19 protein-coding genes and 2 pseudogenes are annotated in these 22,757 nt (G+C 72.5%); 15 read left to right on the top strand and 6 right to left on the bottom strand.

Annotated features, from left to right (window positions below; translation table 11 throughout):
• Window positions 1–1,295: glycosyl hydrolase family 18 protein (locus AB0B76_RS38875; protein WP_360385091.1), on the bottom strand; the 1,295-nt coding region annotated here is incomplete at its 3' end.
• A 109-nt stretch (window positions 1,296–1,404) separates the two neighbouring features.
• Between AB0B76_RS38875 and AB0B76_RS38880 the strand changes: the two genes are divergently transcribed.
• Both AB0B76_RS38880 and AB0B76_RS38885 read left to right on the top strand, forming a co-directional pair.
• Window positions 1,405–2,214 (top strand): hypothetical protein, encoded by an 810-nt coding sequence (locus tag AB0B76_RS38880; RefSeq protein ID WP_360385093.1) that lies wholly within the window; start codon window positions 1,405–1,407, stop codon window positions 2,212–2,214.
• Between the two features lie 379 nt (window positions 2,215–2,593).
• A pseudogene (locus AB0B76_RS38885) lies at window positions 2,594–3,433 on the top strand (AAA family ATPase); the annotation flags it as partial.
• Here the strand turns inward: AB0B76_RS38885 and AB0B76_RS38890 are convergent.
• Window positions 3,408–4,772: a transaminase gene (locus AB0B76_RS38890; RefSeq protein ID WP_360385095.1), complete on the bottom strand. Its 1,365-nt coding sequence runs from the start codon at window positions 4,770–4,772 to the stop codon at window positions 3,408–3,410. The pseudogene AB0B76_RS38885 and the gene AB0B76_RS38890 overlap by 26 nt on opposite strands.
• 49 nt (window positions 4,773–4,821) lie before the next feature.
• On the opposite strand from AB0B76_RS38890, the pseudogene dnaE reads away from it, so the two are divergent.
• Together dnaE and AB0B76_RS38900 are read left to right on the top strand one after the other, a co-directional pair.
• A pseudogene (gene dnaE / locus AB0B76_RS38895) lies at window positions 4,822–8,082 on the top strand (DNA polymerase III subunit alpha); the annotation flags it as partial.
• Window positions 8,083–8,222: 140 nt separating this feature from the next.
• Window positions 8,223–9,167, top strand: a complete 945-nt coding sequence (locus tag AB0B76_RS38900; RefSeq protein WP_360385097.1) for a hypothetical protein — start codon at window positions 8,223–8,225, stop codon at window positions 9,165–9,167.
• Window positions 9,168–9,462: 295 nt separating this feature from the next.
• On the opposite strand, the gene AB0B76_RS38905 is transcribed toward AB0B76_RS38900, so the two are convergent.
• On the bottom strand, window positions 9,463–10,161 hold the full coding sequence (locus tag AB0B76_RS38905; RefSeq protein WP_360385099.1) for an LON peptidase substrate-binding domain-containing protein: 699 nt from the start codon (window positions 10,159–10,161) through the stop codon (window positions 9,463–9,465).
• Window positions 10,162–10,256: 95 nt separating this feature from the next.
• Here AB0B76_RS38905 and AB0B76_RS38910 point away from each other — a divergent pair, with 95 nt between their 5' ends.
• The 9 genes from AB0B76_RS38910 to hisF all read left to right on the top strand — a co-directional run bounded on the left by AB0B76_RS38910 (window position 10,257) and on the right by hisF (window position 16,650).
• The gene (locus tag AB0B76_RS38910) at window positions 10,257–10,898 is read left to right on the top strand and encodes a helix-turn-helix domain-containing protein (RefSeq protein WP_360385101.1); all 642 of its coding nucleotides are present in this window, start codon (window positions 10,257–10,259) and stop codon (window positions 10,896–10,898) included.
• Between the two features lie 30 nt (window positions 10,899–10,928).
• Window positions 10,929–12,230: a histidinol dehydrogenase gene (hisD, locus tag AB0B76_RS38915; protein WP_360385103.1), complete on the top strand. Its 1,302-nt coding sequence runs from the start codon at window positions 10,929–10,931 to the stop codon at window positions 12,228–12,230.
• 26 nt (window positions 12,231–12,256) lie between these two features.
• Complete coding sequence (locus AB0B76_RS38920; protein ID WP_360385105.1) at window positions 12,257–13,333, top strand: histidinol-phosphate transaminase; 1,077 nt, start codon at window positions 12,257–12,259, stop codon at window positions 13,331–13,333.
• Between the two features lie 85 nt (window positions 13,334–13,418).
• On the top strand, window positions 13,419–14,033 hold the full coding sequence (hisB, locus tag AB0B76_RS38925) for an imidazoleglycerol-phosphate dehydratase HisB (RefSeq protein ID WP_360385107.1): 615 nt from the start codon (window positions 13,419–13,421) through the stop codon (window positions 14,031–14,033).
• A gap of 28 nt (window positions 14,034–14,061) precedes the next feature.
• Complete coding sequence (locus tag AB0B76_RS38930; RefSeq protein WP_360385109.1) at window positions 14,062–14,211, top strand: hypothetical protein; 150 nt, start codon at window positions 14,062–14,064, stop codon at window positions 14,209–14,211.
• Between the two features lie 10 nt (window positions 14,212–14,221).
• Window positions 14,222–14,845, top strand: a complete 624-nt coding sequence (gene hisH, locus AB0B76_RS38935) for an imidazole glycerol phosphate synthase subunit HisH (protein WP_360385111.1) — start codon at window positions 14,222–14,224, stop codon at window positions 14,843–14,845.
• A complete protein-coding gene (locus tag AB0B76_RS38940; RefSeq protein ID WP_360385113.1) occupies window positions 14,846–15,160 on the top strand; it encodes a hypothetical protein in 315 nt (104 codons plus the stop codon).
• 3 nt (window positions 15,161–15,163) lie between these two features.
• A complete protein-coding gene (gene priA / locus AB0B76_RS38945; RefSeq protein WP_360385115.1) occupies window positions 15,164–15,892 on the top strand; it encodes a bifunctional 1-(5-phosphoribosyl)-5-((5-phosphoribosylamino)methylideneamino)imidazole-4-carboxamide isomerase/phosphoribosylanthranilate isomerase PriA in 729 nt (242 codons plus the stop codon).
• Window positions 15,889–16,650: an imidazole glycerol phosphate synthase subunit HisF gene (hisF, locus tag AB0B76_RS38950; protein WP_360385117.1), complete on the top strand. Its 762-nt coding sequence runs from the start codon at window positions 15,889–15,891 to the stop codon at window positions 16,648–16,650. Before priA ends, hisF begins: the two co-directional genes overlap by 4 nt.
• A gap of 4 nt (window positions 16,651–16,654) precedes the next feature.
• On the opposite strand, the gene AB0B76_RS38955 is transcribed toward hisF, so the two are convergent.
• Both AB0B76_RS38955 and AB0B76_RS38960 read right to left on the bottom strand, forming a co-directional pair.
• On the bottom strand, window positions 16,655–17,080 hold the full coding sequence (locus AB0B76_RS38955) for a hypothetical protein (RefSeq protein WP_360385119.1): 426 nt from the start codon (window positions 17,078–17,080) through the stop codon (window positions 16,655–16,657).
• Between the two features lie 167 nt (window positions 17,081–17,247).
• Window positions 17,248–18,195: a LysR family transcriptional regulator gene (locus AB0B76_RS38960; RefSeq protein ID WP_360385121.1), complete on the bottom strand. Its 948-nt coding sequence runs from the start codon at window positions 18,193–18,195 to the stop codon at window positions 17,248–17,250.
• Window positions 18,196–18,266: 71 nt separating this feature from the next.
• Here AB0B76_RS38960 and AB0B76_RS38965 point away from each other — a divergent pair, with 71 nt between their 5' ends.
• Both AB0B76_RS38965 and AB0B76_RS38970 read left to right on the top strand, forming a co-directional pair.
• Window positions 18,267–19,184, top strand: coding sequence for an EamA family transporter (locus AB0B76_RS38965; RefSeq protein ID WP_360385123.1), 918 nt, complete (start codon window positions 18,267–18,269; stop codon window positions 19,182–19,184).
• An 11-nt stretch (window positions 19,185–19,195) separates the two neighbouring features.
• The gene (locus AB0B76_RS38970) at window positions 19,196–20,668 is read left to right on the top strand and encodes a PLP-dependent aminotransferase family protein (protein WP_360385125.1); all 1,473 of its coding nucleotides are present in this window, start codon (window positions 19,196–19,198) and stop codon (window positions 20,666–20,668) included.
• 107 nt (window positions 20,669–20,775) lie between these two features.
• Here the strand turns inward: AB0B76_RS38970 and AB0B76_RS38975 are convergent, their stop codons facing one another.
• Window positions 20,776–22,617, bottom strand: a complete 1,842-nt coding sequence (locus AB0B76_RS38975) for a long-chain fatty acid--CoA ligase (protein WP_360385127.1) — start codon at window positions 22,615–22,617, stop codon at window positions 20,776–20,778.
• Window positions 22,618–22,757 lie beyond the last annotated feature (140 nt).

Raw genomic sequence — 22,757 nt, forward strand, 5'->3', positions numbered from 1 at the left:
GGCTGCACGGCCACGGTCTGGCTGCACTGGGCGTTGTCGGACGCGGACGCGGCCGCCTTGAGCGCCTTGGTCCCGCCGTGCACCGGCGTGCTCACGACGCTGCAGAGGCTGCCGGTCCACGGCGCGAGCGAGCCCGTCTCGAAGTTGCCGTTGGTCAGGCCGCCGGCCGGGGGAGTGCTGCTCGGGCTGCCGCTGGGGCTGCTGCTCGGGCTCTTGGAAGGCGTGGGCGACGCGCTGCTCTTCGTCGGGCTGGGCGAGCCCGGCGTGCCGCCGCCGCTGGTGAACGGGGCGAAGATGTGCGAGAACTGCCACGTGCCCTGCGAGATGCCGGAGCAGGTGTCCGACGCCGCGCCGCCGGGGCAGCCGCCGTTGTCGCGCTGCAGCGCCCAGAACGACAGCTCGGCGATGCCCTGCTGGGTCGCCCAGGAGTAGACCGCGTTCGCGTCGGCGACGGTGAACGTCTCGGCGGGGCCGAAGTCGTCGACGCCGATCATCTCGGTCACGCCGATCATGGACCACAGCTGCTGGCTGGTCTTCCCGGGGTACAGCTGCTGCAGTTGCGTGTGCAGGCCGTTGGACGCCGTCTTGGTGTCGTTGGCCATCTGGTGCGGCTGGTTGTCGTAGTAGTCGAAGGTCATCTGGTTGACGATGTCGATCCGTGCGTTGTTGGCCACCGCGTTGCGCAGCACCGCGAGCCCGCTGTCGGCCAGGCCGCTCGTGGTCGTCGGCAGCGTGTAGACGAACTGGATGCTCCGCCCGTTGGCGGCGGCCCAGTCCTCGACGATCTTGATCGCCTTGTTGCGGCGGTCGATGCCGGCGGTGTTGGTCAGCGAGTTGTCCTCGACGTCGAGGTCGATGCGGGTGACGTCGTAGGTGGTGATGACCTTCTCGAACTGCGCCGCGATCTGGTTGACGTCGGTGCAGCTGTCGGCGATCTCGGTGGCGCCGTTGTCGGCCGCGTAGCCGCCGAACGAGGGGATCACGTCGCCGCCGCGGGCGCGGATGGCGGCGATGTCGCTGCCGAACGTCGAGCCGGCGATCGGCATGCCGGTGTCGCCGTTCCAGTAGACCGTGCACGAGCCGTGGCTCGCCGTCTGGATGAAGGCCATGGTCAGGTACTTGTCGCCGGACTGCTGGGACAGCCCGTTGAGGCTGTCGCCGTTGTAGGCCTCGAAGTAGGGGGCGAACACGTGGGCGGGGATGGCGGTCGCCGCCTGGGCGGACGGCGTGACCGCGAGGACGACCCCGGTGGCGGCGAGCGCCACCGCGGCGGCCGCGATGAGTGACCTTCGCATGACCCCTTCTTTCTATTAGTAAACTTGACTGATAGAAATCCTTCGCTGCCTCGATGTCAAGACCCCATGAGTCACCCTTAAGGCGGCGCTGTGGGACGCTCTTGGGGCGATGAAGCGGCTCCAGCAACTCGACCAGCGGCTCCTGCCGCCGGTCGGCAACGTCCTCGCCCGGGTTTTCCGGGGCGCCCAGCGGCTGCGCGCGTTCACGGTCGTCGTCGGCGTGGTCGCGGTGACGGCGACGCTGCTCGCCGTGCACCGCACCGACCGGCCGCGCAGCGACCCGTCCCTCGGCGACGTCGTGCGCGTCGGGGTCGCCGAGGGCGCGTCCATCCCGGCCTACCTGCAGGCGGGCCGGGACGAGCTGGCCGCGCTGCCGGGCGACGGGCCGGTCTACGCGCTGGTGTCGTTCACCGCCTACCTGGGGCCCGACCGCCTCACCCCGGTGGTCGCGGACGTCTCGGTGTCCAGCGTCTTCGCCCGGGTACCGCTGCCGCAGACCCAGACCGAGCTCGTCCGCCTGGGCGCGTACAAGCTCCCCGACGACGTGGTGTCGGCGATGGACGAGACCGCCCAGCGCAAGACCGAGGAGGCCGCCCACTACCGCGACCTGCTCGGCCGCAACGACGGCATCCCCGAGGAGAACCGGCAGCTGTACCTCTCCGGCGCGATCGTCGCCGACCAGGAGGCGACCGCCTACCGCGAGCACTGCTCGTGCGTGTACGCCGCCGTCGTCTACGGCACGCCCGCCGCCCTGCGCGCCGTCGCCGCCCGGCCCGAGATCCGCGTCGTCGATCCGATCACCGAGATGCAACGGCTCGATCGCACAGTGTTCCTGCCCCCGTTGCCGGAGCAGACTACGGTCGCGGAGCCGGTCAGCGAGGGGGCCGGCACGGTGGTCGCGTCCCCCCGTCCGTCCTGAGGCGATATCCCCTTCGGCCTGTCGTGCAGTTGATGCAGGGGATGGGCTCGTAGGAGTGGTCCGAATACTGTTCGGTCCGTAGCCTTGGGGGGCGGGTTTGACGCGTGCGAGGGAGGGGCCGGGCGTGGCCGATCGGGATGCCGGGTGGGAGGACAGATCGGCCGAGCCGGCTCCCCGCTGGCGCTCGCTGCTCGACCGGGCGCTGCTGGGCCGGCCGACCCCGGGTGATCTGGATTACGACGGCCGGTTCGGGCGCCCCTCGGCCCCATATCCGCCCGGGCCCCAATACGATGACGAACCAATGCCTCCCACCAACGGCACCCGCCCGTACGACGACGCGCCGCTCCGCACCGAACCGGTCGCGCGGCGTGAGCCCCTGGTCGAGTACCAGGCGCCCCGGCCGGCCGCCGACCCGACCGAGCAGATGGTGCAGGTCCTGCGCCGCGACATCCCGACCCCGAAGGTCCTCGCGTTCGCCAACCCCAAGGGCGGCGTGCACAAGACGACCGCGACCGTGCTGACCGCCGCCACGATCGGCAGTGTCCGCGGCAAGGGCGTCATCGCGTGGGACGACAACGAGCTGCGGGGCACGCTCGGCCTGCGCGCCGGCAGCGCCCGCCACGCGCGCACGATCCGCCACCTCATCGCCGATCTCGTGCGCGTCGAGCACGCGACCGGCTACGACCTGTACGACATGCTCGACGACTATCTCCGCCACGCCTCCGACGGCTCCTACGACGTGCTCGCCGGCGAGGAGAACCCGCGCTTCGCCCAGCGCCTCGACCCGCACACCGTGCGCCGGGTGCTGGAGCTGCTGCGGCGCACCCACGACGTGATCTGCGTCGACACCGGCAACAACGTCGAGAGCCCCAACTGGCAGACGGTGCTGCAGACCGCCGACCAGCTCGTGGTCACGAGCGTGCCGCGCGAGGACGCCGCGTTCACCGCCGACTGGATGCTCGACCTGCTCGACGAGGCCGGGATGGAGGAGCTGGTCGCCAACGCGGTCACGCTGCTGTCCTGCCCGACGCCCAACCCGACCCCGCTCATCGACGACCTGGCCGGGCACTTCCGCACCCGGACCCGGGCCGTCGTCGTGGTGCCCTACGACCCGGCGCTGGAGAGCGGCTCCAACATCGAGTACCCGATGCTGGCGGCGGCCACCAAGCGCGCGTGGCTGCGGGCGGCGGCGGTCATGATGGACCCGACGGCCCGGTGAGCTCCTCGACGGCGCCGCGGAACACCTCGGCGTGCCGGGCGACCTGCTCGTAGGTCGTGGCCGGGCTCATCAGGGCCATGTTGTGGAACGGGGTGAGCAGGATGCCCCGGTTCGCGAGGTACACGTGGAAATAGTCGTCGAGCTCCCCGTCGGCGGCTTCCGCTGACTCCGTGCCGGTTGCGGGGGCCGGGCTGGCGAAACGGTACTCGACCCGCGCGCCGAGTCCGGTCACCGACCACGGAAGCTGGAACTCGGTGATCACGGCCTGCACGTCGGCCGCGAACTGCCGCGATTTCTCGGACATTTCGGCATGTGCGGCATTTGTCAGAACGTGCTCCAGGGTTGCCCGGGTCGCGGCGATCGACAGCGCGTTGCCGGCCAGGGTCCCGCCGACGCCGCCCATGTCGACCAGGTCGAGATCGCCCATGCCGGCCAGCTTCTGCGTGATCTCGTCGGACAGGCCGTAGGCCGCGGCCGGGATGCCGCCGCCGATCGCCTTGCCGATGGTCACCACGTCGGGCTCGAGGCCCCACAGGCCGGTCGCCCCGCCCGGGCCGGCCGAGAACGTGTGCGTCTCGTCGTTGACCAGGTAGGTGCCGTACCGCTTCGTGAGTGCCCGCACCCCCGCGAGGTACCCGGGCCGGGGCAGCACGATGCCGATGTTGGTCAGCGCCGGCTCCATCACCACCGCGGCCACGTCCCCGTGCGCCAGCTCCCGCTCGAGCCCGTCCAGGTCGTTGAACTCGGCGACGCGGCTGGTCACGGTCACGTCGACCGGTGCGCCCACGTTCCCGGCGCGGGCCCGCGGCCCGTCCGGCGTGGCCACGATCAGCGACTCGTCGACCGAGCCGTGGTAGCAGTAGCTGTTGAACAGGATCTTCGGCCGGCCGGTGACCGCCCGCAGCAGCCGGATCGCCCACCGGTTCGCGTCGGTGGCGGTGAGCGCGAAGCTCCACCGCGGCACCCCGAACCGGCGGGTCAGCTCGGCCCCGACCCACGCCGCGTCCGCCGTCGGCAGCATCGCGCAGGCGCCGCCGAGGGTCTCGAAGCGCTCCCGCACCGCGGCGACGACCGGCTCGGGGGAGTGCCCGGCCATCGCGGCCGTGTCGCCGAGGCAGAAGTCGGCGTACTCGTGCCCGTCCACGTCGGTGACGCCGGCGCCGCGGGCCTGCGCGAGGTACAGCGGAAATCCCGCCGCCGTCTTGTTCATCCACGTCATCGGGACCCGGCCGAAGAGGTCCCCGGCCCGCGCGTACTCGGCCGCCGAGCGGGGGTTGCGCCCGGCGAAGGCGGCTCGCTCGCGGCGCAGCAGCGCGCCGAGCCGGTCACGGTCGATCATGCCTGCAGTGTCGCCGAAAATGTCGTACCCCCGCGATAGGTTCGGGGCCGTGGGTTTCGTACATCTGCACGTACACACCGAGTACTCGATGCTCGACGGGGCCGCGCGCCTCGGGCCGCTGTTCGCCGAGGCGGCCCGGCTCGGCCAGCCCGCGCTGGCCATGACCGACCACGGCAACATGTTCGGCGCCCACGACTTCTACCACTCCGCGGCCCGGGCCGGCATCAAGCCGATCATCGGCGTCGAGGCCTATGTGACCCCCGGCACCAGCCGTGGCGACCGCACCCGCGTCCGGTGGGCCGACGGCGGCGAGAACGACGTCTCCGGCGGCGGCGCCTACACCCACCTCACGCTGCTGGCGGAGTCCGCGACCGGGCTGCGCAACCTGTTCCGGCTCTCGTCGCGGTCCAGCACGGAGGGGTATTTCTACAAGCCCCGCGCCGACCGCGAGCTGCTGGCCGAATACGCACCGGGCGTGATCGCCACCACCGGGTGCCCGTCGGGGGAGATCCAGACCCGGCTGCGCATCGGCGACTTCGAGCGGGCCTGCTCGGCCGCCGCCGAGCTGCGCGACATCTTCGGCGCCGGCAACCTCTACCTGGAGCTGATGGACCACGGCCTGAAGATCGAGTCGCGGGTCCGCGCCGACCTGCTGCGCCTCGGCCGCCGGCTCGGCCTGACCCCGGTGGCCACCAACGACCTGCACTACACGTTCGCCGGCGACGCCGACGCCCACGAGGCGCTGCTGGCCGTGCAGTCCGCCACCACGCTCGCCGACCCGAAACGCTTCAAGTTCGACGCCCGCGACTTCTACCTCAAGCCGGCCGAGGAGATGCGCCGCATCTGGGACGCCGAGGTCCCGGGCGCCTGCGACGCGACCCTGGCCGTTGCCGAGCGCATCGGCGACTACGCGGAGGTCTTCGCCCACCGCAGCCTGATGCCGGCCTTCCCGGTGCCGCCCGGCCAGACCGAGGGGGGCTATCTGCGGGCCGCGGTCGACCGGGGCCTGGCCCGCCGCTTCCCCGACGGCGTGCCGACGCCGCACGCCAACCAGGCCGGCTACGAGCTGTCGGTGATCGCCGGGGCCGACCTGGCCGGCTACTTCCTGGTCGTGGCCGACCTCGTCGCCCACGCCCACCGGGAGGGCATCCGCGTCGGGCCGGGCCGCGGCTCCGCGGCCGGCTCCCTCGTCGCCTACGCGCTGGGCATCACCGAGATCGACCCGCTCGAGCACGGGCTGCTCTTCGAGCGCTTCCTCAACCCCGAGCGGCCCAGCATGCCCGACATCGACATGGACTTCGACGAGCGCCGGCGCGGCGAGATGATCCGCTACGCGACGGCGCAGTACGGCGAGGACCGGGTGTCGCAGATCATCACCTTCGGCACGATCAAGGCGAAGGCCGCGATCAAGGACGCCGCCCGGGTGCTGGGCTTCCCGTTCTCCCTCGGCGAGCGGATCAGCAAGGCGGTGCCGCCGCCGGTCCTCGGCCGCGACATGCCGTTGTCCGGCGTCTTCGACCCGGCCCACTCGCGCTTCAAGGAGGGCGGCGAGCTGCGCCGGCTCTACGAGTCGGAGACGGAGGTGCGCACCGTCGTCGACACCGCCCGCGGGCTGGAGGGGCTCAAGCGGCAGTGGGGCGTGCACGCGGCGGGCGTGATCCTGTCCCGGGAGCCGCTCATCGACGTGCTGCCGATCCAGAAGCGCGAGCAGGACGGCGCGATCATCACCCAGTGGGACATGGGCGCGTGCGAGGACATGGGCCTGCTCAAGATGGACTTCCTCGGCCTGCGCAACCTCACCATCATCGACGACGCGCTCGACGCGATCCGGCACAACCGGGGCGTCGACCTGCTGATCGAGGACGCGGCGCTGGACGACGCGCCGACCTACGCGCTGCTGTCGCGCGGCGACACCCTCGGCGTGTTCCAGTTCGAGGCGACGCCGGTCCGGCAGCTGCTGCGCTCGATGGCCCCGGACTGCTTCGCCGACGTCGCCGCGGTCGGGGCGCTCTACCGGCCCGGTCCGATCGCGGCCAACGCACACAACGAGTACGCCGACCGCAAGAACGGCCGCCGCCCGGTCACGCCGATCCACCCGGAGCTGGCCGAGCCGCTCGCCGACATCCTCGGCGACACCTACGGGCTGATCGTCTACCAGGAGCAGGTGATGGCGATCGCCCAGCGGGTCGCCGGCTACACCCTCGGCGCCGCCGACCGGCTCCGGCGGGCCATGGGCAAGAAGAAGAAGGAGATCCTCGACGAGGAGTTCACGCTGTTCGCCCCGGCGATGCGCGAGCGCGGGCACTCCGAGGGCGCGATCCGCACCCTGTGGGACATCCTGGTGCCGTTCTCCGACTACGCGTTCAACAAGGCGCACAGCGTGGCCTACGGGCTCGTCGCCTACTGGACGGCGTACCTGAAGGCGAACTTCCCGGCCGAGTACATGGCGGCCCTGCTCACCTCGATCGGCGGTGACAAGGACCGCTCCGCCGTCTACCTCGCCGAGTGCCGGCACATGGGCATCCGGGTCCTGCCGCCCGACGTCAACGCCTCCCAGGGCCGCTTCGCCGCCGACGGCACCGACATCCGCTTCGGCCTCGGCGCCGTGCGCAACGTCGGCGCCGCCGCCGTCGAGGCCATCCTGCGGGCCCGCCGCGACCGGGGCGCGTTCACGGACTTCTACGACTTCCTGTCCAAGGTCGACCAGGTCGTGTGCAATCGCAAGACGATCGAGTCGCTCATCAAGGCCGGCGCCTTCGACTCCCTGGGCCACTCCCGCCGCGGCCTGCTCAGCGTGCACGCCGACGCCCTCGACGCCGTCTCCAGCGTCAAGCGCAATGAGGCCATGGGCCAGTTCGACCTCTTCGGCGCCCCGCTGATGACCGCCCCGCCGGTGCCCGCGATGGAGTGGGACAAGCCCGAGCGTCTCGCCTTCGAGCGCGAGATGCTCGGCCTCTACGTCTCCGACCATCCGCTGCGCGGCCTGGAGCACGTGCTGCGCGCGGCCGCCGACCGCCCGGTCGCCGCCCTGGCCGAGGAGGGCACGCTCGCCGACGGCGCCGTGGTCCGGCTGGCCGGCATCCTGTCCGGGGTGCAGCGCCGCGTGACCCGCCAGGGCCGCCCGTGGGCGCAGGCCTGGCTGGAAGACCTGGACGGCAGTGTCGAGGTGATGTTCTTCCCCGACACCTACGAGCTGGTCGACCAGTGGGTGGTCGAGGACGCGGTGGTGTCGGTCAAGGGCCGCGTGGACCGGCGCGAGGAGGTGCCCCGCCTGATGGCCATGGACCTCGCCCTGCCCGACCTGACCACCCCGCCGCCGTCGACGCCGCTGCCGCCCTGGCCGGGCTCCTCCACCGCACCCCCGACGGGCGATTCATCCGGTTCGCGAGCTTCGCAGGGCGATGTCGACGCGCTTGCCGGAACGCGCCCCGCGCCTGGCAGGATGGGATCGTGAGCATCGCCCCGATTTCGCCCGTCGAACCGGCCGAGGCCACCCGGCCGGCGCGCGTACCGATCCTGCGGGAGGTGCTCGTCGCCCTGCTGACCGCGGTGGTGGTGGCGGGCCTGGGCGCACCCTTCGGCCTGCTGTGGTCGAAGCTTGCCCCGCACGTGGAACTGGTCCAGACCCAGTACGGCCCGTATCCGATCCAGCCCGAGCCGGAGGGCTACTGGGGCGACGAGGGCTGGTTCGTCCTCATGGCGATCGGCATGGGCATTCTCGTCGCCCTGGCCGCCTGGTTCCTGCTGCGCCGCTACCGGGGCCCGGTCATGCTGGTCGCCCTGGTCCTCGGCTCGGCCGGCGCGTCGGTCCTGGGCGCCTGGCTCGGCAACAAGATCGGCTACGCGCACTACATCGACCTGGCCGGGCACGCCCCGGAGGGCACGCACATCTTCCGCCCGGTGAAGCTGCGGACCGGCACCTCGAGCCTGGCCTTGGGCTTCATCCCCTGGGTCCGCGGCACGATGCTGATCCAGGGCCTGGCCGCCGCGGCGGTCTACACCGGGATGGCGGGCTTCCACGTCTCGCCGACGCTGCGCTACGACAACATCCCGCCGGAGTACCTGTCGCCGCCGCCTCCGCCGGTGGGCTATCCGGGCCCGTACCCGCCGGCGGCGTCGCCCTACCCGCCGCACCCGGAACAGCCGCAGTTCCCGGCTTCGCCGTCGCCCTTCCCGCCGGGGGCGGTGCAGGAGGGACCGTTCGCGCCGGGCCTGGGTCAGGCGGCGCAGTTCCCGCCCGGTCCGGCTCAGGCGGCGCCGTTCCCGCCTGCGACGGCGACCCAGGACCAGCCGGCGGGCTGGCACGACCCCGGCGCTGCGCCCCCGCCGCCGGCTCCGGCTACGGACTCCCCGGTTTGGCCGCAGTCGCCGAACGCCGAGCCGCCGCGCCCCTGAGCGCGGGCGGTTGGCTGTGTCGCCATCGCCGCTGACAGGGTGGCACGGCATGGTGCCGCACTTCGCGGCGCGCGCCGTCGCCCGCTTGGTCGGTATCCCGTGGAGTCCGGGCGGAGACGTGGCCGCCCGGGTCGCGGCAGTCGGACGCTCAAACGGATGCACACCGGAAGAGCCAAGAGCGAAAAGCCGCAAATCCCAGGGAGGAAAAGCAATGATTTGAGGGGGTCCGAGGAGGCTGCAAGCGCGACTTGTTGCCGTAGCCGCGCACCGTCGGGGTTGAGGAACTGGCCGCGCGCTAGTTCGGGCTGGACGGTACGGCCAGGTCGGACAGGGCCACCGGCACGGCGCGGACCTGGCCCAGCAGGGCGGTCTCGCGGCGCAGCAGGGCCCGTTCGGCCTTCAGGCGGCTCGCCGTGTCCGGCTCCGATAGCAGGGCCTGGCGGTCCTCCAGGGTCAGCGACGCCGTCGCCGCCACGAGGTGGGACAGGACCGTCGGGTCGTCCGGGAGCTGCTCGCCGTCCTCGTCGGCGCGGACCGCGCGCAGGTAGTCCTGGTAGGCCGCCAGGACGCCCGCGGCCAGCTCGCCCTCGCGGTCCGGCTCGCCCTTGGGCTCGGGCAGCCACTCGACCTCGCCGGTGAGGTACGGGTCGTCGTTGCGTGCCAGGCCCAGCAGGCGGAACCGGCGCCGGCCCAGGGTCATGAGGTCGAAGCGGCCGTCCGGGAGCTCGGTGATCTGGCGGATCTCGGCCGCGCAGCCGATCTCGTACAGCGACAGCGACTCCCCGGCCGTGATCGACGCGTCCGCGGTCTCCGTCTGGCGGCCGACCTCCCAGCCGCGCCGGATCGCGATCACGCCGAACTCGCGCGGCAGGCTGGCCGGCAGCTCGGTGAGATGCTGCACGAGCGTCCGGTACCGCGGCTCGAACACGTGCAGGGGCAGGACAAGCCCCGGAAACAGCACGGTGCCCAGCGGAAAGAGCGGCAGCAGCTCCACGAGCCGAAGCGTAGCCGAGCCCGGGCGGCCTCGGTGATCAGGACGCGCGGGCGCAACAGCGGACCGGAATCATCCGTTCCGCTATAGTCGAGGGCATGGGACGCAAGCGCGAAGCCGAACGCAACGACGGGGTCATTCTCGCCGCCGCTCGGGACGTGTTCATCGAGGACCCGAAGGCGCCGATCGCCGCCGTCGCCGAGCGGGCGGGCGTGGGGATCAGTGCGCTCTACCGACGGTACAAGAACAAGGAAGAGCTCCTGCGAACCCTCTGTCACGACGGTCTGCGCCAGTTCGTGGCCGAGGCCGAGGCGGCCGGCGAGCGCGCGGACGGGTGGGAGGCGCTTACCGCCTTCCTCCGGGCGGTCGTCGACGCGGATGTGCACTCGCTCACCGTCCACCTGGCCGGCACGTTCGTCTCGACGCCGGAGATGATCGCCGAGGCGGTGCGGGCGGGCACGCTCGTGGAGGGGCTGGTGCGCGACGCGCACGCGAGCGGGCGGCTGCGGCCCGACATCGGGGCGAGCGACATCACACTCGTGCTGGAGGGCTGTGCGGCGATCCGCCTGCCGGACCGGGAGCGGACGGCCCAGCTGCGGCGGCGGTACCTGGCCATCAACCTCGGCGGCATGCGCGCCGGGCCGGGGGAGGACCTGCCCGGACCGGCCCCGGCGCCCCAGGAGCTGAACTGGCGCTGGGCCGGATCCCGACAGCCCGCAGGGCGGGACGGCGACGCATAACCGCTGGCGGCGCCGAATAGACTCGCAAGGGTGTTGAATCGGATCGACCTGCGCGGCTCCGCCGAGGACCCGCGCCGTCTGCTGCCCCGAGCCGCCATCGACGTCTCCGTCGCCACCGAGCAGGTGCGTCCGACCGTCGAAGGGGTCCGTGAGCATGGCGCTTCGGCGATCCGGGAGGCGGCCCAGCGCTTCGACGGCGTCGACGTCAAGCGGCTGCGCGTGCCGGCCGAGGAGATCGAGCGGGCCGAGGCCGGGCTCGACCCGGACGTGCGCGCCGCGCTGCTCGAGTCGATCGCCCGGGCGCGCAAGGTCCACGCCGACCAGCGCCGCGCCGAGACCACCACGGTCCTCGCCGAGGGCGGCACCGTCACCCAGCGCTGGCTGCCGGTCGGCCGGGTCGGGCTCTACGTGCCGGGCGGCCTGGCCGTGTACCCGTCCAGCGTCGTCATGAACGTCGTGCCCGCCCAGGCCGCCGGGGTGCCCTCGATCGCCGTGACGAGCCCGCCGCAGAAGGGCACCGGCCTGCCCAACGCGAACATCCTCGCGGCGTGCGCGCTGCTCGGGGTCGACGAGGTGTACGCGGTCGGCGGCGCCCAGGCGATCGCGATGCTCGGGTACGGCTTCGACGACGAGGAGCCGGGCTGCGCCCCGGTCGACATGATCACCGGCCCGGGCAACATCTGGGTGACCGCCGCCAAGCGGATGCTGCGCGGCACCGTCGGCATCGACGCCGAGGCCGGGCCGACCGAGATCGCCATCCTCGCCGACGACAGCGCCGACCCGCGCCACGTCGCCGCCGACCTGATCAGCCAGGCCGAGCACGACCCGCTCGCGGCAAGCGTGCTCGTCACCACCAGCACCGCGCTCGCCGACGCGGTCGACGCCGAGGTCGCCCGGCAGGTCGCCGCGACCAAGCACCTCGAGCGCGTCACCGAGGCGTTGAACGGGACGCAGTCCGCGACAGTCCTCGTCGACGACATCGAGCAGGGGCTGATGGTCGTGGACGCGTACGGCGCCGAGCACCTCGAGATCCAGACCCGCGATCCGCGCACCGTCGCCGAGCGGGTGCGCAACGCCGGCGCGATCTTCGTCGGGGCCTGGTCGCCGGTCTCGCTGGGCGACTACTGCGCCGGCTCCAACCACGTGCTGCCGACCGGCGGCTGCGCGCGCCACCAGTCGGGGCTGTCGACGCAGACCTTCCTGCGCGGGGTGCAGCTGATCGAGTACAGCCGCGATGCTCTGCAGGAGGTCGCCGGGCACGTAGTGGCGCTGTCCACCGCCGAGGACCTGCCCGCCCACGGCGCCGCCGTCTCCGTCAGGTTCGAAGCATGACCGGTCCGGAGCGGAGCGGAGGGCGCATGACCTCGTTGGACGACCTGCCGCTGCGCGACGAGCTGCGGGGGATGACCCCCTACGGCGCGCCCCAGCTCGACGTGGCCGTGCGCCTCAATACGAACGAAAATTCCTATCCGGTACCCGAGGCGGCCGTCGCGGAGATGGAGAAGGCGCTCGGCTCCGTGCTGCGGGACCTGAACCGGTATCCGGACCGGGACGCCGTCGCCCTGCGCACCGACCTCGCCGCGTACCTCGGCCACGGCCTTACCTGGAAGAACGTCTGGGCCGCCAACGGCTCGAACGAGATCCAGCAGGAGCTGCTGCAGACCTTCGCCGGGCCGGGCCGCGTCGCGCTGGGCTTCACGCCCAGCTACTCGATGCACCCGCTGCTCGCCGCGGGCACCGGCACCACCTGGGTCGACGGCCGCCGCGGTGACGACTTCGCGCTCACCGCCGAGCACGCCGTGGCGAAGGTCCGCGAGACCGGGCCCGACCTGGTCTTCCTCTGCTCGCCCAACAACCCGACGGGCACCGCGCTGCCGCTGGAGGTCGTGGAGGCGGTCGCCGAGACGGCCCCCGGCATGGTCGTCGTCGACGAGGCCTACGCCGAGTTCGCCCGCGCGGGCACGGTCTTCGCGCTGAGCCTCATCCAGCGGTACCCGCGGCTGGTCGTCACCCGCACGATGAGCAAGGCGTTCGCGCTGGCGGGCGGGCGGCTCGGCTACCTGGCCGCCGACCCGGCCGTGGTCGACGCGGTGCAGCTCGTGCGGCTGCCGTACCACCTCAGCGCCATGACCCAGGTCGTGGCCCGGGCCGCCCTGGCGCACACCGACGCCCTCCTGTCCACCGTGGACGCGGTCAAGGAGCAGCGCGACCGGATCGTGGAGACGCTGCGCGGCTGGGGCCTGCCGGTCGCCGACAGCGACGCCAACTTCGTGCTGTTCGGCGCCCCCGGCGGCGACAGCAAGGGGGCGTGGCAGGCCCTGCTCGACCGGGGCGTGCTCATCCGCGACGTCGGCCTGCCGGGCTGGCTGCGCGTGACCGCCGGCACGCCGGACGAGACCTCCGCTTTTCTGAACGCCCTTGAGGAGCTGTTGTGAGCGGCTCGGAGCGAAGCGGAGAGGCCGTTCACCAGAAAACTCAGCTTGACGCCGCGGCGTCACCGAGCGAAGCGGAGGTGGCGACGTGAGTCGTACCGCGAAGATCGAGCGCGTCACCAAGGAGACGAAGGTCCTCGTCGAGCTCGACCTCGACGGCACCGGCGTCGGCGAGATCTCCACCGGCGTCGGCTTCTACGACCACATGCTCAACCAGATCGCCAAGCACGGCGGCTTCGACCTGCGGGTCAACACCGTCGGCGACCTGGAGATCGACGCCCACCACACCGTCGAGGACACCGCGCTCGCCGTCGGCGCCGCGTTCGCCGAGGCGCTCGGCGACAAGGCCGGCGTCACCCGCTACGGCCACGCCCAGGTCCCGCTCGACGAGGTGCTCGCCTCCGCGGTCGTCGACCTGTCCGGCCGGCCGTACGTCGTGCACGACGAGCCGGCGAACATCGCCCCGCACATCGGCGGCAACTACCCGACGAGCCTGACCCGCCACATCTGGGAGTCCTTCGGGCACTCGGCCCGGGTCACGCTGCACGTCAGCATCCTGCGGGCCGGTCGCCACGGCGCCCAGCCCGACGCCCACCACATCGTCGAGGCGCAGTTCAAGGCCGTCGCCCGGGCCCTGCGCCAGGCCTGCGCGATCGACCCGCGCAACGCCGGCGTCGTCCCGAGCACCAAGGGGGCGCTGTGAGCGGTCCGGAGCTTGCGGAGGTGACGGCGTGAGCGTCGTGCTGCTGGGGCTGGCCGGGCTGCTGGTCGGCGGGGCGCTGTCGATGCGGCAGCAGAGCAAGTCGAAGGTACCGTTCGTCATCACGCTCGTGCTGGCCGCGATCTCCGCGACCGCCGGCGTGCTCTGGCTCAACAACTAGGAGGCGACGCGTGGCGAAGCGGGTGGTGATTCTCGACTACGGCTCGGGCAACCTGCGCTCGGCCGAGCGGGCCGTCGCACGGGTCGGCGCCGACGTCGAGGTCACCGACGACCTGGGCAAGGCGGCCCGGGCCGACGGCCTCGTGGTGCCCGGCGTCGGGGCCTACGCGGCCTGCATGGCCGGCATCGAGGCGCTCGGCGCCGGCCCCACGATCGCGGAGCGGGTCCGCACCGGCGCGCCCGTGCTCGGCATCTGCGTCGGCATGCAGGTCCTGTTCGAGTCGGGCGAGGAGCACGGAGTCGTCACCAAGGGCCTCGGCCTCGCGCCCGGCTCGGTGACGCGGCTGCAGGCGCCGGTCGTGCCGCACATGGGCTGGAACACCGTCGCCTGGCCCGAGGGCTCGGTCCTCGGCGCCGGCATTCCGGACGACACCCGCTACTACTTCGTGCACTCCTACGCCTCGACGGTCGTCGACGCCCAGGCCGAGGCCGGGGTCCGCGTCGCCACCACCGTGCACGGCGAGCCGTTCGTGGCCGCCTTCGAGACCGACGTCCTGCGCGCGACCCAGTTCCACCCCGAGAAGTCCGGCGACGCCGGCGCCACGCTGCTGGCCAACTGGCTCGGGACGCTCTAATTGAGCAAGGAGCGGGCCAAGCGGCGGGCTGTCCTCGAGGCCGAGCGCGCCGAGCGGATGCGCCGCCACGAGCGCAAGCGGGCCCGCCGGGCCGCCGTGCGCCGGCTGGTGCCAAAGGTCCGCGCCGGGCGCACCGGTAAGCTCTTCGCTCGCCGCTCCCGCAAGCAGCGCGCAATCATCGCCATCCTCGTGCTGGCGGTCCTGGCGCTGGTCTGGACGTTCATCGACTCCTGGCCCGCCCGGATCGGCATCGGCACGATCGTCATCGTCGCCACCCCGGCGCTCACCGTGCTCGTCCTGGACCGAAGGATCTGAACCATGGCTCTGCAGCTCCTGCCCGCCGTCGACGTCGCCGACGGCCAGGCGGTCCGTCTCGTCCAGGGCGCCGCCGGCAGCGAAACCACCTACGGCGACCCGCTCGAGGCCGCCCTGGCCTGGCAGCGGCAGGGCGCCGAGTGGATCCACCTCGTCGACCTCGACGCGGCCTTCGGGCGCGGCTCCAACGCCGAGCTGCTCGCCGACGTGGTGCGCCGCCTCGACGTGCAGGTCGAGCTCTCCGGCGGCATCCGCGACGAGGCCTCGCTGAAGGCGGCGCTGTCCACCGGCGCGACCCGCGTCAACCTGGGCACCGCGGCGCTGGAGAACCCCGACTGGTGCGACCACGTGTGCGCCACCTACGGCGACCAGGTCGCGGTCGGCCTCGACGTGCGCGGGCACCAGCTCGCGGCCCGGGGCTGGACCAAGGAGGGCGGCGACCTCTTCGAGGTGCTCGACCGGCTCGAGAAGGCCGGCTGCGCGCGGTACGTGGTCACCGACGTGATGCGCGACGGCACCCTCACCGGCCCGAACCTGACCCTGCTGCTGGAGGTGACCGGCCGCACCAAGAAGCCGGTGATCGCCAGCGGCGGCGTGTCGAAGCTCGACGACCTGCGTCAGCTGGCCGCGCTCGCGCCCGCCGGCGTGGAGGGCGTGATCGTGGGCAAGGCGCTCTACGCCGGCGCCTTCACCGTCACCGAGGCCCTCGCCGCGCTGCGGGAGTCGGCATGACGGTTGCCGTACGCGTGATCCCCTGCCTGGACGTCGACGCCGGGCGGGTGGTCAAGGGCGTCAACTTCCTCAACCTCCGTGACGCGGGCGACCCCGTGGAGCTGGGCGCCGCCTACGACGCCGCGGGCGCCGACGAGCTCGTCTTCCTCGACGTGACCGCCTCGTCGGACGGGCGCTCCACGATGCTGGAGGTTGTCCGCCGTACCGCGGAAACGGTCTTCATCCCGCTGACCGTCGGCGGCGGCGTGCGCAGCGTCGGCGACGTCGACACGCTCCTGCGCGCCGGCGCGGACAAGGTCGGCGTGAACACGGCCGCGATCGCGCGCCCGGAGCTCATCGCCGAGATCGCGCAGCGCTTCGGCAACCAGGTCCTCACGCTGTCGCTGGACGTGCGCCGAGGCGGGGGGCAGCCCAGCGGCTTCGAGGTGACCACGCACGGCGGCCGGCGCGGCGCCGGGCTCGACGCGGTCGAGTGGGCGGCGCGGGTCGCCGAGCTCGGGGCGGGGGAGATCCTGCTCAACTCGATGGACGCCGACGGCACCAAGGACGGCTTCGACCTGGAGCTGATCCGGGCCGTGCGCGCCGTCGTCGACATCCCGGTGATCGCCAGCGGCGGCGCCGGCAAGGTCGAGGACTTCGCGCCCGCGGTGGAGTGTGGCGCCGACGCGGTGCTCGCCGCGAGCGTCTTCCACTTCGGCGAGCTCAGCATCGGCGACGTCAAGGGTGCCCTGCGGTCGGCGGGGCACCCCATCCGCTGATTCCCTAATCGGCTCGCTTGCCGGCGGCGACGGCGATGCCGACGATCCATCCGACGAAGAGGCCGTATCCGGAGGCCTGCGCAGCCGAGTTGAGTGCGCCCAGCATCGTCGGTTCGGCGATGATGAACGCGGTCGTGAACGCGGCGAGTGCGGCGCCGAAGATCAGCGCCGCCCATCCGACGACGAAGGCCCCACCGCCGCCGGCCACCGTGCGGGCCGAGACGGAGAGCACCAGCGCGACGAACAGGATCACCAGCAGCGCGCGCAGATCGTTGGCGAGCAGCTCCCGCGCGGCGTTGCCGGAGCCGTCACGCGGGCTGATCCACCAGCGCGGCCACGCCAGCATGCGCAGGAAGAAGCCCCAAACGGTCGAGCCGTCACTGTGACGGTCGACCCACTCAGTGAAGATCTGGTTGCCGAAGATCAGCACCAGCAGGACCGCCGCCAGGATTCCGGCGCCGGTCGCGGTCCGCGAACGGAAGAGGGCCATACCAATGATTGTGAGGGGCGGCCCCGAAACGCGCAGAAGTGAATACGATGAATGAACGCCTCGCGGTACCGTGCCCGGCCGAGCGTCCTGAACAGGGCGAACGCGGCTCAGACGACCTGAATCGCCTCCCGGCCGGGCGCCCATTCGGGTCGATTGTCCGGTTCCGGGCGTAGCGCCCATGCCTCCTGCAGGGCGGCCACCGTCGCCCCGATCGCGGGCCGGGTCGCGGCCGCCGCCCGCCACGCGACGCTGACCCGCCGGGCCGCCTCCGGGGCCACCGGGCGCGCGACCACCCCGGGCGGCAGGGCGGTGCGGGCCAGCCGCGGGATGAACGCCACCCCGAGCCCCTCGGCGACGAACGTCAGCTGCGTCTCGAACTCGTTGACGAGGATCGCCGGGCGCAGCCCGGGCAGCATCCGCAGCAGCCACTCGTGGCAGACGGTGCCCGGCGTCGAGCCGATCCAGCGCTCCTCGCGGACCTCGTCGAGGGTGACCGGGCCGGGCTCGTGCGCCAGCGGGTGCCCGACCGGCAGGATCAGGTCCCCGACGTCCAGTCCCAGCTCGAGCGAGGCGACGCCGGGCGGGTACGTCACCGGGATCTCCAGCCACTCGTCGATCAGCGCGACGTCGACGATCCCGCGCAGGATGCCGGCGAAGCTCGCCTCCCGGTCGGTCTCCAGCAGCGTCGGCTCCAGCGCCGGATGGTCCGCCGCGAGCCGGCGCAGCGCGTGCGGGAGCAAACCCCGGCACGCCGTCGGGAACGACGACACGCTCAGCCGCCCCGACACCGTCTCCTGGTGCGCGGCGAGCGCCGCCTCGGCCTCGTCGACCGCGGCCAGCACCCGGCCCGCGTGCTCGGCGAGCACCCGCCCGGCCTCGGTCAGCCGCAGCCGCCGGCCGTCCTTCTCCACGAGCGCGGCCCGCGTCTCCCGCTCCAGCTTCGCGATGTGCTGGGAGACCGCCGACGGCGTGATGTGCAGCGCGCCCGCGGCGGCCGTGACCGTGCCGAACGTCTGGACCGCGCGGAGCGCCTGGAGGCGCGTGAGGTCAAGCATGAAGCAATACTAAAACCTGGATGCAGTACTTTTCGATGGTGCTTCACGGTTCGAGGGCCAATCATCGAGCCATGAAACCTCGCGACCTCGCCCTGGCGATCGTGGTCAGCGTCATCTGGGGCGTCAACTTCGTGGTCATCCACGTGGGCCTGGACAGCATGTCGCCGCTACTGTTCTGCGCGCTGCGCTTCGGCGTCGCCGCCCTGCCCGCGGTGTTCCTGGTCGGCCGGCCGCAGGCGCCCTGGCGCTGGGTCATCGCGACCGGCATCGCGCTCGGCGTGGTGAAGTTCTCGCTGCTCTTCGCCGGGATGGCGGCCGGGCTGCCGTCCGGGCTGTCGGCGCTGGTCCTGCAGAGCCAGGTCGTCTTCACGATGGTGTTCGCGACGGTACTGCTGCGCGACCGCCCGGGCCCGCGGCGCGTCGGCGGCGTGGTCCTCGCGGGCGCCGGGATCGTGCTCATCGCCACCCAGCTCGGCCTGGACCGGCCGCTGGGCGCGTTCCTGCTGGTCGTGTCGGCCGGCGCGGCCTGGGGGCTGGCCAACATCGCGATGCGCAAGGCCTCGGCCGGGAACATGCTCAACTTCATGGTCTGGGTCAGCGCGGTCGCGACCCCGCCGCTGGTCCTGCTGACGCTGACCGTCGACGGGCCCCGGTACGTCTGGGGCGCCCTGCGGGGCCTGGACCTCGTCGCCGTCGGGGCGATCGCCTACATCGCGTACCTGAGCACGCTGCTCGGATTCGGGGTCTGGGGGCGGCTGATCGCCCGCTACGGGGCCGGGACCGTCGCGCCGTTCGCGGCCCTCGCGCCCGTCTTCGCGATCCTGTCCTCGGCGCTGTTCCTGCACGAGACGATCCACTGGTACGACCTGGTCGGGGGCGCGGCGATCGTCGGCGGGGTGTTCCTGGGCGCGGTCGGCCGCCAACCGGTGGAATTGGACTTGCCTGGAGAAGCCACTGCTGCAAGGGTGAGGCCAATCGAGCGAGTGTAGGAGGCCAATCGGTGTCTGCGATCGTCCGGGGCGCGCAACTGGCCCGCATGCTCAACGCCTGGCAGGTCGCCGTCGGGGTGCGCGGGCCCGCCGGGAAGCGGCCCGAGTACGTGGTGCTCGCCAACGCCGTCCGCGGCCTGCTCATCGACGGCCGGCTGGCCCTGGGCGTCCGGCTGCCCGCGGAACGGGAACTGGCGGCGGCGCTGGGCATCAGCCGTACCACCGTGACCGCCGCCTATCGCGAACTGCGCGAGAGCGGGCACGTCTCCAGCCGCCGGGGCGCGGGCAGCTGGACCGAGCTGCCGGCCGGGCACCGGGTGGGCACCTCCGGGCTGTGGACCCCCAGCGACGACGCCGGGCTGATCGACCTGGGCTGCGCGGCGATGCCGGCCCCGCCGGAGCTGTCGGCGGCCGCGGCCGAGGCGGTCACCGACCTGGAGCCGTACCAGTGCGGCCCCGGCTACCAGCCCATGGGCCTGCTGGTGCTGCGGGAGGCGATCGCCCGCCGGTACACCGAGCGCGGCCTGCGCACCGACCCCGACCAGGTGATGATCACCGGCGGCGTGCAGCAGGCCCTCGACCTGCTCCTGCGCCTGCTGGTCGCGCCGGGCCAGCGCGCCCTGGTGGAGACCCCGACCTACCCGAACGCGCTGAGCGCCTTCGTGGCCCAGCGGGCCCGGATCAGCTCGTACGCGATCGGCCCGGACGGCTGGGACCCCGACCTGCTGCTGTCGACGGTCCGCGCGGCGCAGGCGCGGGTGGCGTACCTCATCCCCGAGTTCCACAACCCGACCGGCCATCTGCTGCCGGCCGCCCTGCGCGAGAAGCTGCCGCCCGCCGCCCACGCCGCCGGCACCGACCTGATCATCGACGAGTCCTTCGTCGACCTGGCCCTGGAGCCGGAGCTGGCCGAGTCGATGCCGCCCGCGGTCGCCGCGTTCGACCGCACCGCGCGGGTGCTCACGATCGGCGGCATGAGCAAGGCCTTCTGGGGCGGCCTGCGCATCGGCTGGGTCCGCGGCCCCGCGCCGCTGATCGCCCGCCTGGCCGCGGCCCGCGTCGGCGTGGACATGGCCTCGCCGGTCCTCGACCAGCTGGTGGCGACGCGCCTGCTGCAGCGCCGCGACACGATCGTCGCCGCGCGCCGCAAGCAGCTGCTCGTCCAGCGCGACACCCTGGCCGCGGCCCTGCGCGCCGAGCTGCCGGAGTGGCGCTTCGTGCTGCCCCGCGGCGGCATGGTGATCTGGGCCGAGCTCGACGCGCCGGTGTCGAGCGCCCTGGCCCGCTCGGCCGAGGAGCTGGGCGTGCGTGTCGCGCCGGGCCCGCGCTTCGGCGCGGACGGGACGATGGAGCGCTTCATGCGGCTGCCGTTCACGCTGCCGGAGTCCGACCTGGTGGAGGCGGTGCGGCGGCTCGCGGAGGCACGCACCGACCTGGACCGCCCGCGCCGGCACTCCTGGTCGGCGCAGACCGTCCTGGCCTGATCGCAGACTGTCCTGGCCTGATCCCTGATCCGGCCGCAGACGCGTCGTGGCCCCCGGGGATGGCGGTTCCCGGGGGCCACGACACTGTGGGGTGTGAATAGAGGCTTTTAGATCTCCGCGAGCGTCCCGGCGTACATCTGGTCGATGTCGGCCGCGAAGGACTTCTCCACGACCCGGCGCTTGACCTTCAGCGAGGGGGTGAGCTCGCCGTCCTCGATGGACAGGTCCCGGCCGAGGATGCTGAACTTCTTGATCTGCTCCCAGCGGTTGAGCTTCGCGTTGAGCTCCCGCACGTAGCCGTCGACGAGATCGAAGGCCTCGCGGGACGCGGCGATCTCGGCATACGACTTGCCGGCCAGCGCCGTGGTCTCGGCCCAGCCCTTGATCGCGTCCGGGTCGAGCGTCACCAGCATCGTCACGTAGTTGCGGGCCTGGCCCACCACGATGGCCTGGGACGTGTACGGGCAGACCGACTTGAACAGGCCCTCGAGGTGGCTCGGGGCGACGTACTTGCCGCCCGAGGTCTTGATGAGGTCCTTCTTGCGGTCGGTGATGCGCAGGTAGCCGTCGTCGTCGAGCTCGCCGATGTCGCCGGTGCGGAACCAGCCGTCCTCGGTGAACGCGGCCGCGGTCTCGTCGGGCAGGTTGTGGTACCCCCGCATCACCGGCGTGCCCTTGAGCAGCACCTCGCCGTCGGAGTCGAGGCGCACCTCGAGGTCGCCGAGCACCTGCCCGACGGTGCCGATGCGCGGCTCGCTCTCCCGGTTGACGAAGGAGCCCGCGGACGTCTCGGTGAGCCCGTAGCCCTCCAGGATCGGCAGCCCGGCGGCGAAGAAGAACTCGGCGATCTCCGGGGCCAGCGGCGCCGAGCCCGAGACCATCGCGCGCATCCGGCCGCCGAGGCGGGCGCGCAGCTTGCTGAAGACCAGCTTGTCGGCGATCCCGGCCTGGAACTTGAGCAGGCCGCCCGGCGTGCGCCCGGCCAGGCGCTCCGCGGAGGCGCGCTTGCCGACCCCGACCGCCCAGGTGAAGATCTTGAGCTTGGCCCCGCCGTCGGCCTGGGCGCCGGTGACGACGCGGTTGTACACCTTCTCGAAGACGCGCGGCGCGGCGCACATGAGCGTCGGCTGGATCCTGCCGAGATTGTCGATGAGCTTGTCCACGCGCCCGTCGACGTACGTGGGCAGCCCGACGTAGATGATCCCGCACAGCAGCGTCTTGCCGAACGAGTGCGACAGCGGCAGCCAGAGGTACTGCAGGTCGTCGGCGCTGAGCACGCCCGTGTCCTGCTGCGTCCTGCCCTGCCAGATCCAGCCCGCGTGCAGCAGCTCCACGCCCTTGGGCCGGCCCGTCGTGCCCGACGTGTAGATCAGCGTGGCGAGCCGGTCGCCGTCGATGCCGGCGACGATGCCGTCGATCAGCCCGGGGTCCGCCTCGGTCGCGGCGCGGCCGGCCGCCTCGAGGTCCGCGAGGGTCATCGTCGGTTTGGCTTCGGTACCGGTGGGAGCCCCGTCGATCAGCACGATGTGCGTCAGGCTCGGCAGCTCCGCGTCCTTGAGCTTCGCCGCCTGCTCGGGGTTCTCGGCGAAGAGCACCTTGGAGCCGGAGTCCGTGACGATGTACACGGCCTCCTCGGGCTCGGTCGTGGGGTAGACGGTCGTCGTCGCCGCGCCGGCGAGCATGACGCCGAGGTCGGCGAGGATCCAGTCCAGCCGCGTGCTCGACAGCACCGCTACGCGGTCCTCGGGGCGGACCCCCAGCGTGGTCAGGCCGGCCGCGATGGCCCGGGCGCGCCCGTCGACCTCCCGCCAGGTCATCCAGATCGGGTCGTCGGCGTCGTCGGGGGCGGGGCGGGCGAAGGCCTTGGCGTCGGGAGTCTCGGCCACCCGGTGCAGGAACATGTCCGGGATCGAGCGGTACGGCAGTTCCAGCCGCTGGGTCTGGGTCATGGTCGGGGCTGCCTTCCGGGGGTCCGGGAGAATACGCCTCCAGCCGTGAGCACCGTCACGTCCGTCGGTTACCAGACGGTAAACCGTCGATCCCGTTACGGGCTAGACCCGAAACCGAAACGTGAGCAAGCGGCGCAACA

The organism is Dactylosporangium sp. NPDC049140 (assembly GCF_040648435.1).